General features: G+C 49.8%; 13 protein-coding genes. All 13 read right to left on the bottom strand.

Annotation, left to right across the window (positions count from 1 at the left end; all coding sequences use genetic code 11):
* Positions 1 to 21: 21 nt before the first annotated feature.
* The 13 genes from LOS79_RS07980 to LOS79_RS08040 all read right to left on the bottom strand — a co-directional run bounded on the left by LOS79_RS07980 (position 22) and on the right by LOS79_RS08040 (position 16,389).
* On the bottom strand, positions 22 to 2,049 hold the full coding sequence (locus tag LOS79_RS07980; protein ID WP_315417874.1) for a M13 family metallopeptidase: 2,028 nt from the start codon (positions 2,047 to 2,049) through the stop codon (positions 22 to 24).
* A 272-nt stretch (positions 2,050 to 2,321) separates the two neighbouring features.
* Positions 2,322 to 3,305, bottom strand: coding sequence for an alpha/beta fold hydrolase (locus LOS79_RS07985; RefSeq protein ID WP_315417877.1), 984 nt, complete (start codon positions 3,303 to 3,305; stop codon positions 2,322 to 2,324).
* Between the two features lie 27 nt (positions 3,306 to 3,332).
* A complete protein-coding gene (locus LOS79_RS07990) occupies positions 3,333 to 4,313 on the bottom strand; it encodes an alpha/beta fold hydrolase (RefSeq protein ID WP_315417879.1) in 981 nt (326 codons plus the stop codon).
* A gap of 194 nt (positions 4,314 to 4,507) precedes the next feature.
* Positions 4,508 to 6,205, bottom strand: a complete 1,698-nt coding sequence (locus tag LOS79_RS07995) for an ABC transporter ATP-binding protein (protein WP_315417881.1) — start codon at positions 6,203 to 6,205, stop codon at positions 4,508 to 4,510.
* Positions 6,206 to 6,279: 74 nt separating this feature from the next.
* Entirely contained in the window at positions 6,280 to 7,461 is a 1,182-nt protein-coding gene (locus tag LOS79_RS08000; protein ID WP_315417883.1) for an ATP-binding cassette domain-containing protein, read from the bottom strand.
* 32 nt (positions 7,462 to 7,493) lie between these two features.
* Complete coding sequence (locus LOS79_RS08005) at positions 7,494 to 8,051, bottom strand: ABC transporter ATP-binding protein (RefSeq protein WP_315417887.1); 558 nt, start codon at positions 8,049 to 8,051, stop codon at positions 7,494 to 7,496.
* A 399-nt stretch (positions 8,052 to 8,450) separates the two neighbouring features.
* Positions 8,451 to 9,098, bottom strand: a complete 648-nt coding sequence (locus LOS79_RS08010) for a nitroreductase family protein (RefSeq protein ID WP_315417889.1) — start codon at positions 9,096 to 9,098, stop codon at positions 8,451 to 8,453.
* Positions 9,099 to 9,253: 155 nt separating this feature from the next.
* On the bottom strand, positions 9,254 to 9,691 hold the full coding sequence (locus LOS79_RS08015; RefSeq protein ID WP_315417892.1) for an RrF2 family transcriptional regulator: 438 nt from the start codon (positions 9,689 to 9,691) through the stop codon (positions 9,254 to 9,256).
* Positions 9,692 to 9,806: 115 nt separating this feature from the next.
* Positions 9,807 to 10,427, bottom strand: a complete 621-nt coding sequence (locus LOS79_RS08020) for an NAD(P)-dependent oxidoreductase (protein WP_315417894.1) — start codon at positions 10,425 to 10,427, stop codon at positions 9,807 to 9,809.
* 103 nt (positions 10,428 to 10,530) lie between these two features.
* Complete coding sequence (locus LOS79_RS08025; protein ID WP_315417897.1) at positions 10,531 to 11,703, bottom strand: MFS transporter; 1,173 nt, start codon at positions 11,701 to 11,703, stop codon at positions 10,531 to 10,533.
* 457 nt (positions 11,704 to 12,160) lie between these two features.
* Complete coding sequence (locus LOS79_RS08030; RefSeq protein ID WP_315417900.1) at positions 12,161 to 13,414, bottom strand: ABC transporter permease; 1,254 nt, start codon at positions 13,412 to 13,414, stop codon at positions 12,161 to 12,163.
* The gene (locus tag LOS79_RS08035) at positions 13,411 to 14,115 is read right to left on the bottom strand and encodes an ABC transporter ATP-binding protein (protein ID WP_315417902.1); all 705 of its coding nucleotides are present in this window, start codon (positions 14,113 to 14,115) and stop codon (positions 13,411 to 13,413) included. The genes LOS79_RS08030 and LOS79_RS08035 overlap by 4 nt, the downstream gene beginning before the upstream one ends.
* A gap of 3 nt (positions 14,116 to 14,118) precedes the next feature.
* Entirely contained in the window at positions 14,119 to 16,389 is a 2,271-nt protein-coding gene (locus LOS79_RS08040; protein ID WP_315417905.1) for an HlyD family efflux transporter periplasmic adaptor subunit, read from the bottom strand.
* Positions 16,390 to 16,457: the final 68 nt, after the last annotated feature.

Raw genomic sequence — 16,457 nt, forward strand, 5'->3', positions numbered from 1 at the left:
AGAAAATCTGTTATGACAGTATTACCATACCTTCACCCGCTTCTCAGGCGCAAGGTACATACCGTCCCCCTCGTGTACATCATAGACGTCATAGAATCCATAAAGGTTCTGGACCTGTCTGTTCACGCGCAGCTTGTAAGGAGCATGGGGGTCACTTGTCAGCAAATATTGTACCGTTTCGGGAGTCGCTTTAAAACGCCAGAGAGTGGCCCAGCCTTCGAAAAATTCCTTTAGATTGCCACCAGGCAGTTTTTTAACGAGCTCGAATGTACTGGACAGGCCGCCGGCATCGGACACATTCTCATTTGCAGTCAGCTTGCCATCCACCTTACCTCCCCCGGAGGGCAGGCCATCAAACAGCGTTACCATCGAAGCAGTACGCTCCTGATAAGCTTTATAGTCCGCTTTAGTCCACCAGTCGCGCAGACCTCCGTACTGATCATATCGGGCACCGTTGGTATCAAAGCCATGGGTGATCTCATGGGCGATGACCGCGCCGATACTGCCATAAAGGCGGCTGAGCGAATACTTGGGGCTATAGACGGGTTCACCCAGTATACCCGCTGCTATAAAGACCGCATTGCCCTGCAGATAATGGGCAGCGTTAGCAACATGTGCCGGGAAATACCATTCATCACGGTTCACCTTTTGTCCGCATCTTTTCAAGAAATCTATGCTATGCACCCGCAGGAGACTGACATAGTTATCGAGCAGATTACCATCTTTGACATGCAGCTCTGAATAGAACGGGCTGATGTAATCCGGATAGCCGATATGCATTTTCATTGCTTTCACCTTGGTAACCGCCATCTTGATCGTCTCCTTGCTCAGCCAATCATTGGCTTGCAGGCGGCGGATATATTCTGAGCGGATATTCTCCGCCATATCGGTCAGCTTGTGCTTGGCATCTTCGCGGAGGTAAGTGCGGCCATAGTATTCGCCCACCAACTGGTCAAAGGGAGCTGAAGCTAAGCGGTAAGCCAGCTTCTTAGGATCGGTAAGCTCTGTTGATCCCAACACCGACATGTTATAGGACTCCGCTGTGTTTGCCATCTCTTCTGTTAGGGCCAGAGCAGAGCCGAAAACCGTTTGCCCGTAAAGCCATCCCTTGAGTAACGGAAAATTTTTCTCGTTAAATATTTTATCCAGCGAGTTGTAGAAACGTGGATTTCTAAGAACGACAGTAGTAGGTGACTTAGGCACCAATGCAGATATTAACGCCTTGATGTCAACTGATTTGGAGCTGGCGGCAAGATCTTTGAGCAGAACTGGATTGTATACGGATTGACTGGCGAGTTTCTCTGTTAAAGATGGAGCATATGCCTGTAGCACACGGTCAAAGGCAAGCGTCTGATCCGCGATTTGAGCCGCCTTCTTGGGCTTACATCCGCTCAACTTCAAGAGCTTTAGCAAGTGTTCCTTATAACTTGCCAACCTCTTCCTACCTGCAGGCGTATCATACAGGCTCGCATCATTCAATATGACGTTGGGCATTTCCAATTGCAGAGAGTTGTACTGTGCATTCTTCATATCCTGAACCGCAATGATCGTAAATGGTGAGGCCATTTGCACCAGGAAGGGAGGCAGCTGTGGCAATGAACTTCCTTTGAGAACAAGTTCTGGCAAGGCTTTGTTAAAATCCTTCAGGTTTTGCAGCTTGTCAATGACCTTCAGGTACGGCCGCAGCGGTGCCGCACCATCCTTGTTCCGCTTTTCATAATCTAATGTCCTGTCGTAAAATTTCAAAAATTCCGATAATTTTTCAGCATTGGGGGATTTCGGGGTTATTGTCGCAAAATCCGCCATGAGCCGGTCTTCTATATCGCCGCCCAGATCTTCAAGCCCGCCTACTGCTATTTTCCCGGCGGGGATTTTGGCCGAGGCTAACCATTGCTCATTGACTGCTGCATACAGGTCATCCTGCAGCCGGATAGAAGCAGAAGCGTTCGCTTCGGAAGTATCCATAACACCAGCGGCAAGAACCACCGGGCTTATGAGCATGATACTGGCAGTAAGCAGTACGATTTTTTTCCAGGGTCTGTTCTTCATCTTGTTCCAACCCCCTGTTCCGATTCGCCAGCCATTGGCGTAAGCTCACCGGTTAAGATTGTAATGGTTGAATTCTGCAATTGACTTCCTCCTTCGTTCGACTTGCTCAAAGCATATCGAACCAGGCAGGAACCGTCAGCTATTTGGGGGTGGAATGTACACATGGTGAGGTGAACTGTACCTATTAACCAATAAGTCGACTTTGCCATAACAAAGCCTGCCCCAATCAGCCGTGTTGCGGCTTTTGGGGCAGGCCTGGAATAATGTTAGGATCAGGTTTTGTCAGCGGTGAAATCCCGTATTTTCTCAGCGATATCTTCGGGATGGGAACGGTACAGATAATGATCCGCATACAGTAAGGCAATTTCTCCATGCAGAGAATGCCCGATTTGCTTCTCGTGTTCCGGAACCCACTGGTCCGTCACCGGGTGATTCGCCTGGAGAATGAACAGGACTGGTAATTTGGCGGGAAAGCTCAGCTGTTCTGCTGCGTTATAGTTGGAGTACATGCTCACTGCCTCATTTAATTGAGTTGAATTATACATATTTTTACGCATCAGAATGCGGATCTGTTCTTTGGTCTGCTCATCATAGGCCAGGCCTTCATAAGAGTCGGCACTCAGCTTCAGCTGGATGCGGGCGAAGCCAAGATTGCGGAACCATTTTACCGGACCTATGTCAGATGAAGTAATCCTCTGTTCTCTTAATGTAGGAACACTGCTGTCCAGCCCGATATAAGCACTCACTTCATCTGGGTACTGGTTCACATAATTCAGACTATAAAGTCCTGAGATGGAGTGAGCCATCAGAATGTAACGATCGATCTGCAGACTTTGCAGCGCTTCATGAATTTCACTTACAATGTTTGCGGTAGTGCGTTCCTTCCCGGTCAGGTCACTTAATCCATAACCAAAAGGCTCAACCACTACTACTTTATAATGCGGGCTTAGCTCTGATATGAGCGGCTTGAAATCGAGTGCAGGTGCTGCTGTACCATAACCAGGCAGAAGCACGATGGTTTCTTCACCCTGGCCTGCAATGAACACATTCATCTGCTTACCGTCTACAGGTACAAGCTGGCCATAAGGCTCCGTTCTTTTTTGTTCCGAATAGGTGCTGATCTTGTTAACCGCAAATACGCTGGCGATCCCAAGCAGGACGAGTATCAATAATGCGGCGATTATTTTCAGTACAATATGAAGCACTCTTTTGATAGTGAAACGGTTCTTTGCGTTCTCTCCCTTTGGGTTAGTCATACGTCTCTTCACCTCTTGGTGTCTGTATTATTGGATTTGCTGCATATACTCTTTGAATGCCTTGGCGATTTCCTTGTATTTCGTATGATGCAGATAATGTGAGCCTTCCATCGGGATCATCAGGCCTTGCGACGATAGTTTGACCTGTGCCTCATGCAGCGGAACCCACTGCTCATTGTGTTCGTTGTTCGATTGGACAAAGAGAAGCACCGGCAGATCATTTGGATATGTCAGCTGCTCCCCATTCTTGAAATTGGATCCGAGATGTTTGAGCTCGTCCATCATTGTTGCATTCCCTGCGACTTGATTTGAAATGAGCGTCATCTGTTCTTTGGTATGCTCATCGTAGTCAAGTGACGCATAGGGATCACCGCTAACTTTTTGGAGCAGTCTCATCAGACCTGATTGCTGCAGAAACTGCATCGATTTCAGCGGTAACTTAACATCCATCCCCGGCTGATTCGGAACACTGCTGTCGATGCCGACAAAAGCAAGAACCTCGTCAGGATAGCTGTTCACATAAGACACACCGTAAAGTCCGGTGATCGAATGTCCCATAAGAATGTAACGGCCGATCCCCAGCTGCTGCACAGCTTCGTGAATTTCGCTGACGATATTCTCCGTAGTTCTTGCCTTCTCCGTTGGGTCACTGAGTCCGTATCCGAAGGGTTCAATGGCGACCACCCGGTAATCGGGAGACAATTCATCTATCAGCAATTTAAAATCAAGCACAGGTGACGGGGTCCCCTGCCCTGGAAGAAGGACAATCGTCTGCCCGCCGCTGCCTTGAATGAACACATTCATCTGCTTGCCGTCCACAGCGACGTATTGGCCGTACGGTTCAATTTTCTTTTTCTCGACCCCTTTACTGATCACATTAACGATAAATAGAACACCCATGAACAACACAAGCACCCCAAGGATTCCTCCAATTATCTTTAACCCCAGTCTCCGTTTCTTGCGGATTCCGGTCCCGTTCTTGATTTCCATCGTCTCTGTCACGTTCATCTTCTCCTGTCTCTTTATCTGTAGCACCGCTTTAGCGGCATATTTAAAGTGTAAACAGGCAATATGTCCCCTTCGTGACGTCAGTATGAACGGAGTATGAACAGGTACACAAAAAAGAGGCGTTACATCTAAATGATGTATGCACCTCCTTATCAAAGCGTTGATTTCGATCAAGCCTTTCAGCTATTCAGCCATCAATTCGTATACCATTGCTCCTGAGACTGGTAGAGGCGGGCATATTCACCACGCTGTGAAATCAACTCGTCATGTGTCCCCTGCTCGACCAGCCGGCCGGCCTTCATCACAATGATGCGGTCAGCAAGCTTTACCGAGCCGAGTCTGTGAGTGACGATGATGGCGGTCTTATCTCTCGATATTTCTGCAAAACGCTTATACACCTTTGTCTCTTCAACCGGGTCGATGGCCGCTGTTGGCTCGTCGAGAACAATGAGCTTGTGATGGCGGAAAAAAGCCCGGGCGATGGCGATTCTCTGCCACTGGCCGCCGGACAAGTCCACGCCGTCAAATTCCCGCGACAGCATCGTGTCATATCCGTTCGAGAAGCTCCGGCCGTCCTTGTCTAGTCCTGACTTGACGCTTATCGCATCCAATTCGGCTTCACCTGCCACGGCGTTGGTGTCACTAATCCCGATATTTTCACGCAGGGTCATCTGATACCGCTGGAATTTCTGGAATACGGCAGAGGTGTTCTTGAACAGCGAGGCCATGGAAACCTCTCCGGTCCTGGCCTCGCCATACAGGACTTCGCCTTTGTCCGGCAGGTAGAGGCCGGTGATTAAGCGAACGAGGGAGGTCTTGCCCGAGCCGTTTTCCCCGACCAAGGCAACCGTCTCGCCGTCCTTGATGGTCAAGGACAGATCTTCAACCGCATTCCGGGTCACGTTGGGGTAGGAGTAATACACGTCCCGCAAGGCTATGTCAACATCCGCAGGCATTTCAATATCCATGCCTCCCCGCTCCGGCATCTGCAAAAACCTGAGGTAGCATTGAACCCTGCCGAAATCTCGGGCGATAGCCCCCCATTTGTCGGAGATTAATTGATCCATAAGCTTAAACATCGTATCTACAGAAGCAAAGATCGCTGCAAAGGCACCAACACTGATCTCCTCCTTCATCAGCCCGTCAAGCAGCAAGAGGAGGATTCCGGCAGTGCCGCCAAGTGACAGCAGCTGCACTCCGAACTGCGTCAAATCAGACTTAGCGGCTGCACGAAACCTCAGCTTGTTCAACAAAGCCAGCGAATCGGCATAGAGCTCCCTGAAATAGGGAAAGGCGCCTAGAATCCGGGTCTCCTTGAAGTATTCCCTCCCGCTCATGCAGCTCTCATAATAATCGGCCTTCCTGCGTACCGGTGCCGATTTGTCCTCGGCCTTGGCGAAAATTTGCATCCGGAAAATCTGTGTCAACAAAACCGGCACGAAGACAAGCACCAAGCTCACAACCAAAATCGGCTTGACCCGGAACAAGTAGACCGACATGATGACAAAGTAAGGAAGGTAGAAGGTGAAAGTGTTCAACATATTCCCGGTAAACAAGACGGCCTCCTTCTTCCCTTGGAGCGCCTTGTTCATATCGTCAAGGATCCGGGCGTCTTCAAAGCATACCGGTGCAATCTTGCTGACTTTATCATGCACCTCTATGGAAAGGAGTCCATCCGCCTTCTGGTAATATATTGTCATACAGAAATGGACAAAGCCGTTGATCGCGCTTCTGCCAATCTGAAACACCCCCAGCAGGACCAAGCCTATAGCGGCAAAGGTCAGCCCCGCTTTGCCGGCAGCATAATCAGTTGCTCTGTCAAAAAACAATTGCATGACAGGGGCAAGCAGACCGATGAGAATACCCTGCACCACAGCGGAAAGCATCCACATTGAAAACAGCCCCGGGGAAACTCGTACCATTTTCGGGAGCATCGTCATAAAAGCCCGGAACAGTCGGAAATTCTTCAAATATACCACCCCCGTTGCGCCTCGAACATTTCGGCATAAATGCCTCCCTTGTCCATGAGTTCCTTATGTGTGCCCTGCTCGGCCATGCGGCCGTCAGCGATGACAAAGACTTCATCCGCAATCCGGGCCGCGCCAAGCCGATGCGTAATCAAGATCGTTGACTTGTCTTGACTTGCCTTTCTGAACAATTCGTACAATTCACTCTCGGCTGCCGGGTCAAGGGCGGCGGTAGGCTCATCCAGGATATGTATCGGGGCGCGGCTCACGAGAGAGCGTGCAATGGCCACCTTCTGCCACTGGCCCCCGGATAAATCTATACCAGCTTCATGTATTCTGCCGAGCGGCGTCTTGATTCCTGAGTGCATCCTGGACACCGCCTGCTCAAGCCCCAGCACATTGAGCGGGCGGTCCAAGTTCTCCATAGGCATGTCTCGCACATCCCCCAAGCCGATGCTGTCAACCACGGGAACCTGGTACCTGGCATAGTCCTGGTACACAATTGAGAACAATGACTTTAATTCCGCTTGTGCAAAGTTACGGATGTTTCTCCCGTCGATGAGGATTTCCCCGGCATAATTATCGTATAGGCCCGTCAAAAGCTTGGTTATCGTGGTCTTTCCGGCCCCATTGACTCCAACGAAGGCATAAAGCCTCTTGGAGAATAATTTCAGGCTGAGGCCTTTAAGGATCATCACGTCCGTTCCGGGGTAGGCAAAGGAAACGTCACGTAGCTCGATGCACTGCGGCACGGCCATTTGCTTGGCTGGCAGGTCTGTCGCGCCCGGCGTTTCGGAGAGCCCGCTGAACGCCGTCAGGTCACGCATGTATTCCCGGCCATTTGCCATGTCGTTTGTGGCGTTCGTCAAATCAAAAACGATGATGGGCACCAGCCCAAGGGTGGTGGTCACAAGCCCCATGAACATGCCGGTGCTGATCTGGCCGGAGCCAAGCGGCGCAAGCAGCACTCCTGCGACCAGAATTGCGACCAAGACAGTAATCATGCCGGAGCCGCTCATCTTCATATAGCGGCTGCGCTGCATTTTCATGTTTATGCCATACGCAGTCAGAAACTTGTCCTTGTAACGCTCGTTCAGTTCGCCCGAATAGCCAAAAAGCGCCCGCTCCTCCACATAGTCCCGCCCAGTCAGCACGTCCTGGTAGTACGTGGCCCGGCGCATGTGTTTTGCTGCCTCTTTGGCGGCTTCGTAACTTAACTTTCCCGCCTGAGCAAGGGAATGGAGAACGCCACAATCACAAACGGCGCCCACCAGACGCGGAGAAGCAGGATCATCAAAATGGAGCCGATACGAATGAAGAGACCGGCCATAATCACCAGGTTCCGAAAGCCTTTGCCTATTTGCCCGGCAGGGTCCTTTCCGACGCGTTCAACCAGGTCCCACGTCTCGTTGTTCTCCACATGGCGGTATTCCAGTCGGGCGCGTTTCTCTGTCACCGCGGCCCGAAAGGCTTTAGTCAGATTCAGGTTCAGCTTTTCACGTACTAATCCCATAAGGACCATCCAATAGTTATATGAAACGAAAAGCAAGACCCAAAAGAGAGGCAGGACGATCCGGCTTCTGTCCGCCTGCCCTTGGAATATCCGGATGGCCGTGTCTATGAAGCTTGCCGTTGCAAGCACTTGGAAGGTCGGCACCAGGGAGCTGATGATTCCATCGAATAAGACTTGCAGTAGCACCATTCCCGGTGAGATGGAGAGCGGGATCTTCACGAAATCCAGCATTTTGTATGTACGGTTCTCTATCTTCATCGTATTCTCCTACATCCTTCTCTCCAATTACAACTTTTGCACAACGTAGATATATCTTCCTGAACCTGCACCAATCTCTAAAACTTTATCAGTCAAATTAATATAGCGCTTCAAAATATCAAGATGTACCTGATATAAAAAGTTCGCCATGCCCGTCTTTTTCAAGACGTGTCCATTCACGGTCACTATAGTTATCATATCGTCTTCTTGGAATTTCGGGGTTGTAGCTCATACAATCATCTCCTTAGAATCCGTTTGCAACCATTATACTAAGATTAGCAAAAAATCCCATTCTCATTTTTCACAATTCAGCCTTCTCTTTACGAAAAAAACAAAAAAAGCAGCCAGCTTCCGCTGCCTGCTTCTTGAACATATAAATTCACGGGATTCCCTGCAGAATTACTCTGCAAATCCGTTCCAATGCGTTACCTCCGCGAGGGGCAATCTTGCTGTGGAGTGGGCTTCTACGGCTGCCTTGCCTACGGAGATGAGCATTACCGGCTCGTAACGGCCAGGAAGATTGAACAGCTCACGCAGCCCGTCTGGATTGAAGCCGCCCATAGGTACGGTATCGTAGCCTCTTGCTTTGGCTGCCAGCATCAGCTGCATGGAGACCAGGCCGCCGTCGACAAGAGCGATTTCTTTCAGCTTCGCTGCCGGCAGTTTGGAATAACCGTCACTGCTGCGTTTAGCCATCGCTGCCCCTACTTCTGCGGTTATGTACCCGGCAGCTACCGCATCTTCACTAATCCGTTCTGCATTACGGTAGGCTTCAGTGTCACCGACCACGACGATCGTAGCCGATGCCTCGACAACCTGCTGCTGATTATAAGCGATAGACAATAACTGCTCCTTCAGCGCCTGATCTGTAACCACAATGAAACGCCAAGGTTGTAAATTTGATGAGGATGGAGCCAAAATAGCGTCCCCCAGAATCTCTTTAATGTCTTCCTCGGAAATCTTCCAGGCTGAGTCATACTTCCGCACCGAATGCCGCTCCCGGATCACCTTGTTGAATTCCACTTCTGCCTTCAGTTCTGTAGCCATTGTCTAACGCCTCCTCTTCCTGATCCAGTATAATTGTATTCTGTGTGTATAAACGCACAGTTAACTCCAAAAAAATATACATTCCTGTAATAGAGCCATAGCGGCAGTTAACTGTGATTTATTATGCACAGTATAACCCGCATAAAAGCACTCCGTCAACAACCTAACTTGCGTAATAGGTCAGCCAGTGTATATTTTTCCAGTACGGCCATCATACTCCGGTCCATTTCCTCAGCGATATCGCTATAAGCCTCCAGCATCTGCTCACCCAGTACATTGCCGTGCATCGTCTCATTCACCGTCTTAGTACATGATTCGCCTGTCTCAAGCGCCTGATAAATTTCGGCAAGCGTCAGCTCTTCAGCGTTGCGGTTAAGGCCGTAGCCGCCGTCGCGCCCTTCTTTGGTTACCAGGATCTGGGCACGCGTCAGCTTTGCCATCGTCCTTCTCAGCAGTGTCGCCTCGGAGGAGAGCAGCTCGGCCATTTCACAGCTTGAGCAGGTATCACCTTTACGGGCCAGCACCACAAGCGCCTGCAGCACCAGTCCGAAGGATTTATGCTGGAAAACACCGCCGGTTCGTGTTTTGATCATGCTGTTGCCCCCTTCTGCCTCTTTGTTGTACGTTAAGTATAGAACGCCGGAGCCTATTTTGGCAAAAAGAAAGCTCTGCCTTAACGAACCATAAGTCCGGACAGGGATAGTTAGCTCAGTAAGAAATCCCTACACGACACTTGATATATTGGCTGTCTTGCATCTGATGGTACGCAAATTCTGCTGTATCCATTACAGAGATCTGTGTACCGCCTTCAGGTAAATAATCTCGCTCCACACGGTAATTCCCCGTATATTCTCCATAAGGTAAATAGGTTGGGCATACTATGGTCCATTCCAGGGCTGATGGTTTGAGTAACGAATATACCCTGTGATGTTCTTCTGCTGCACGGGTGGATTTGCGTCTGGATTCACTGGATTGATACCGCAGCATATTGGGGCTGACCCTGCTCTGCAGGATACCGGCAGTACCTATAGTGATGATCCGCCGTATATTTTCATGATACATCGCTTCAATGATTAACGGGATGCTGCCTGACAACGTTGTTGTTTCATCAGTATTCAGGGCACTAATGACAATATCAGTTCCAGGAATGGCGCAATCGATATCCGCCTGAACCAGCACATTGCCTTGGATAATCTTTAAGTTCTCATCATGCACCTGAATTCGCTCCGGTGTTCTGACCAATGCCGTCACATGATGCCCGCCTTTAAGCGCGAGTGCAGTGATATGGCTCCCTACCCGTCCGGTTGCCCCTAGTATTAATAGATGCATAGTACTCTCCTATCTGCATAAGCTGATTAATTATATCTCCAGATAGATACGCACTCCTTGTCTGATAGTAGCGCTACAGGATGAACTTCCCCTTAATTTGCCCTCACATCATTTCCTGTGATCTTGTATGTGAACGTTCCCGGACGATCGATACAGCTGCAATAGCGGCTGCAATCATTACCGATCCGGCGCTGATCCAGGGAATATCCAGGATAGACAAGCTCCTGATGGAGATCCCCCCTGCTCCCGCGCCTGCTGCAAATCCGAGCTGCACAAATGAACTGTTCAGGCTTAGGGCGATACTGGAGGCTTCCGGTGCAAGCGAGACCAGATTGAAGTTCTGGGTTGGGCCAAATATCCAGACCGCAATCTCCCAGACCACAAGAAGCAGAATCATCCCGATGATCCAACCGGATACGGAATTCAGCAGTACCAGAGCAAGCGCTTGGACAGCCATCGCACAGAGCAGTGTTCTAAGTATGCCGATCCGGTCCGCCAGAAAGCCGCCCAATCTCGATCCCAGCAGACTTCCTAACCCTAAGATCAGCAGAATGGCGCTTATTCTGTTCTCCATCGCGGGCATTGCTGCCGCCAGAAAAGGTGTAATATACGTATCGACTACCGAGAATCCGATGAATACAAAAAAGGTTACGCCCATAGTAAATGCGATCTGCGGCTGCTTCAGGAAGTCCAGGCGGCGGGATAACGGGATAGCAGCTTCCCCGTCCATCACTGGTATATATTTGACTACTACAATGACTGCCGCCAGGCATAATACGCCTATGCCCCAGAACAGGGTCTTCCAGTCATAAGACACTGCAATGATCCGGCCGAGCGGAACGCCGAGCACCAGCGAGGAGCTGAAGCCCATAGCCACATTGGACATCGCAGAGCCTTGCTTTCCGGGTACAGCCAGCTTTGAGGCCAGCGAGTAGGCTGTAACTATGAAAATACCGGTTCCGAGACCCAGAATCACCCGGGATACCATCAATAACGCAAAGCCCGGAAGCGAAAGGGTTGCAGTGATGCCTATCAGGATAATGATAAGCGCCATCAACAATTGCTTGCGCTGATTCATCTGCGCAGTAGCAATCATTACAATGGGTGTACCTATCGCGTTACCGAGTGCGAAGACTGTAATCAGCTGACCGGCAGTAGATACGGATACACCGGCTGAGCTGGCTATTTTGTCAAGCATCCCTACAATACTGAACTGCGTTGTTCCTACCAGGAAACTAATTAAAGCGAGCATATATATCTTCCAGCTGTTTCTCATTACGGTGACTGTTCCTCCTGTTTCCATTGTGGGCCTAAAGCTAATTATGCAGGAAAAAACATATCACCGTTATCCCGATCGTATTGAATGATTGCCTATTCCTGTCACAGAGAATTCCAAGCCCGGCAATAGCAGCAGCCCAAAAAGCCGCATATGGATGCGGCTTCTGTAATGGGAAATACAATGTTGTGGAGTGCTTACACTTCTATAATAATCTGACCCTTACGGACATCACAGCCTTTATTCGCTCAAAAAAAGCCTCTTGGGCTGGTTTACGGACATCACAGCCCTTATCCGCCGCTTTTCCACATCTTAAAATCTCTCCAGTCCGTAACGCTAAGCTAGTCACTTGAACAACCGTTGTGTGACTGGTTACTTTCTTAATAGAGCGCAGAAGCGCTCATCGTAATTCTGAGTTCCTGTGCACTCTTATATTTCTTGCAAACGCCCTCCCCTATTATTCATACCGCAAGGCATCTATCGGATTAAGCTTAGCCGCCTGGTTGGCCGGATAATATCCAAAGAACACGCCGATGCTCATGGAGAATAAGACGGTACCGCCAATGACTGCAGGTGAGAAAACAGCATGGGTATTCATCAGCAGGGCCCCTCCGGCCCCGGCTAATAAACCTATCATAATCCCGATGATGCCGCCAACCAGCGACAGCATCATCGCCTCAGCAACAAATTGCTGGCGGATTTGATGATCCCGTGCCCCCAATGCTTTCCGTACACCAATTTCATGGGTACGCTCCGTAACGGACACCAGCATAATATTCATTACACCAATCCCCCCGACCAGCAGGGAAATTCCGGCTATGACCGCGACGGCAACGGATAAGGTTCTCATCATCGTGGTCATTGATTCAACTTCACTTTGCATATTAAAAGCATAACCTTCCCAGTCTGAATTACTCTGAGTCAGATGCTTAACATACGTATCCAGCTTGCCGGTAATCAGATTAATATCTGTATTCTTATGGGGCATAATCGTAATCATGGCAAAATTCTTGAAGGCTGCTTCCTTCTTGGCGCTGGTTACGGGGATGAACCCGTTCGTTTCAATATCTCTGCTGGAGGATGTCATGAACTGTGACTGCTCATAACGATAGATGCCTATAATTGTAAACTGTTTGATCGCCCGCTCCATATATACGCTAACGTTACCACCGATTGCCGAACCGGAGGAGCCGTAAAGGGCTTGCGCCGTTTGATCCGAAATCACAATGACACTGCGGTTCCCCTGTACATCTGCATCACTGATAGTTCTGCCCTGCAGCAGCTTTATATTGTTGACCCGGCTGTACCCGGGATTCACTCCTATTAAAGACATATTGCTGTACTTACGCCCGATGCGGGCCTTCCCTCTTCCCAGCTCCTCCGTTAGGGAGATCGCTTCAATATCCGGATAGTTGGCCAGCATGGATTCAATTTGCTGCATGGAGAAGCGGTCTTTATCCTTCGGCTGCACAGCACTTAGGGTCTCGTCGTAGGGAGAAGGAGCCTCTTCAGAGCGCAAATGTACGCCGACGGTAACATTATTGACTCCAAGCCCCTGCATCTGGTTTGTAACTGAAGCAGTAACTACATTCCCCAGGGAAATGATTGAAATTACTGAGGATATCCCGATAATAATACCCAGCATCGTGAGGAACGAGCGCAGCTTATTCGCTCTCAGACTTTCAAGGGCAAGCAGAAGATTATCAATCATTGATGAATCCCTCCGGAATTGCCGCCCGGTTCATCAGAAACGATAACACCGTCTCTAAGCGTAACGATCCGCGGGCATAGCTGTGCAAGCTCAACCGAGTGAGTAATGAACAGAATTGTTTTCCGGTCCTCGCGGTTAATCCGCAGGAACAGGTCCATCACCAGATTTCCGGTCACTGAATCGAGTGCGCCGGTAGGCTCATCAGCCAGTATAATGGATGGGTTGTTCGCCAGCGCCCGGGCAATCGCCACACGCTGCATCTGTCCGCCGGAGAGCTCATTCGGCTGATGATGAAGCCGCTCCCCCATCCCGACCATTTCTAATAGTTCTTTCCCGCGTTTTGATCGTTCAGCTGCCTTCATGCCGGCATACATCATAGGCAGCTCTACGTTCTTCAGTGCACTGTTGCGGGGGATGAGGTTGAAGGATTGAAACACAAAGCCGATCTTCTGATTACGGATGTGAGCCAGCTCCTCCCGGCTTAGCCGCTCAAGCGGCATTCCATCCAGGACATATCCGCCGCTCGTTGGCTGATCTAGGGCACCGATAATGTTCATTAAAGTTGATTTCCCTGAACCCGATTGCCCGACTATGGCTACGAATTCCCCTTCAGCTATACTAAGATTCACGTGATTGAGCACGGTGATTTCATTTGCTGTGCCTGTGTAATACTTCTTAACCAGATCACTGATCTCAATCATGCCTCATTCCTCCCAGCGTAAGCTTGGTGAAGTTGCCAGCAGCTCTGCAGCAGCTTGACCGTTCGCTTCAATAATCATACCAGGCTCGAGGGCAGCCGCCGTTATTTCCACCAGGATGTCATTTTGAATTCCTGATGCTACCGGAAGCTTCTGGAGCTTATCTGCCCGGCGCACATAGATGGCCTCACCTTGCGCATCATTAACTACAGCTTCAATGGGGACGGCAAAGACATTATCTTTTTCCTGCAGTACAATGTTCATCCGGGCATTCATACCTATGCGGATGCGCGGGTCAGCTTGAATCAGGTCAACTTTAGCTGCGAACTGCACATTAGTGCTTCCGGAGGTCTCGCCTGTTGCCGTCTTATCGGCCGCGCTGGCAAGAAAACCTACTTGTGCCTTGAATTCCTCTTCAGCGGTACCATCGGTTTTGATCACTGCTTGTTGTCCAAGCTGCATCACCCCGATATCGGATTCGCCTACTGTAGTGGTTACGGTCAGGTGGTCGGCATCCTCGACTACAAACATTAATCCTGTGGCAAACTGGCCAGCTGTAGAGTTGCTGAAAGTTACAGTTCCCGAAATAGGAGCCAGGAGGACTGCATCTGTCAGCTGTTTATTCAGCTTATCCAGTGTAACCTGCTGCAGATCAATGCTTAGCTGCGCTGCCTCAACCGTTTTCTGCTCAGACGCCTGCAGACTTAATTTTGCGGAGGAATAGCTGTTCTCAGCACGCTGAAGCGCCGTATTTGCGGTGGTATAGGCATCGCTTTGATTTTTCAAAGCACTCTCATAGTTAATATTTGCCCGTTCCAGTGAATCCTTAGCGGTAGTCAGTGTATCCTGTGTGCCGCTTACAGCACTTGAATACGCATTTTGTGCTCTTTGCAGCGTATCCTTGGCCGTGCCCAGAGCATCCCTGGAGGCTTTGAGCGCATGATCATAGGCCTGCTGTGCTTTGTCTAAGCTGTCACGTGAGTTGATCAATCCCTCGCCGGCTGCGGCCACCGCGGAGTCATAACTAATTTGCGCCCGTTCTATGGCAAGTCTGGCCTGTTCCAGATTATCATCAGAACTTTCAACGGATTGTTTATACTCAAGTTCTGCAGATTTCATGGATTCTTCTGCCGATTTGATGCTCTGCTTCATTTCTTCAGTAGCCGCAGTAACAGCAGCCTGCTTCTCACTTACAATAGCCAGGTTCTGCTTGACAACCTCTTGCAGGGCGGGGTCTCCGTCCGGGTTCTCTACAGATCTGCCGGCTTCGTATTTGGTTACCGCTTCATTATAATTCCGCTGGGCATTCTGCAAATCATTGGCCGCCTGGTTTAATTTGGGGTTGGACTGGGCCTGGCGGTGAGCTTCTATTGCGGTGTTGTAACGGTTCTGGGTAGCACGTACGCTAAGTGAAACATTATTCTGCTTCAATTGAGTGTACTTGTTAACCGCAGCATTCAGCTCTGAACGTGCGCTCTTAACTGCTGCTGTATTATCAGATTGGGCCTGCAGGGAATTATAGACACGCTGAGCCGTTTCCAGCTCCTTTTGCGCTGTAGCTACATTCTCCGTCCGTTCACCTTGAGAGTACAGCTGTTCATATGTCCGCTCGGCAACCGCAAGCTCAGTCTTGACTGACAATCCGGCAGCACCCGTATTCCCTTCAGCGTGGGATTTAGCTGTACTGTATTGCCGGCTAGCGATTTCCAGCTCGGCTTTAGCAGTCTGAACCGCGGCATTGGGGTTTGATTCTGCTTCTCTTCTTGCTTCCTTGTACTGGCGCTGTGCTGAATCCAGTTCAAGCTTTGCAGCTTTCAGGCTGGCAGCATTGGTGGAAATGGTATTCTTAATTTCAATCCCGGCGGTTTCCTTCGAATTCATGGCAGTCAATAAATTCAACCGGGCTGTCCGGATATCCATCTCCAGATCGGCCGTATCCAGCTTAGCCAATACTTGTCCGCTGCTCACGTGCTCACCCTTCTTAACCAGCACCTCTAGTACTTTTAACGAAGAAGGTGCATATACCTGCCGTGAGTTTTGGCTGTTTACGGTACCTGACAGCAGCAGTGTGCGGGATATCCGCTGCTTCTCCAGCTGCAGGGTAGTCAGGTTATTGAGTGCCTGCCCTTGCCGCTGGCTGCCCGTTACCAAGAATGAGATAAGCTGCCACACCACCAGGATCAGCACAACACTTAGCACCAGAACTCTTTTTTTCTTGAAAAACCTTCTGCCGGTGCCGTCAGATTTCCGGATATTATCCAAATTCGCAGTATTCATCCTCTATTGCCGCTCCCCCATAATTCATTAATTTAAATAGTACCTTCACTGTAGCGGAGGAATCTTAA

It is taken from the genome of Paenibacillus sp. MMS20-IR301 (genome assembly GCF_032302195.1).
Lineage (GTDB): Bacteria > Bacillota > Bacilli > Paenibacillales > Paenibacillaceae > Paenibacillus_AQ.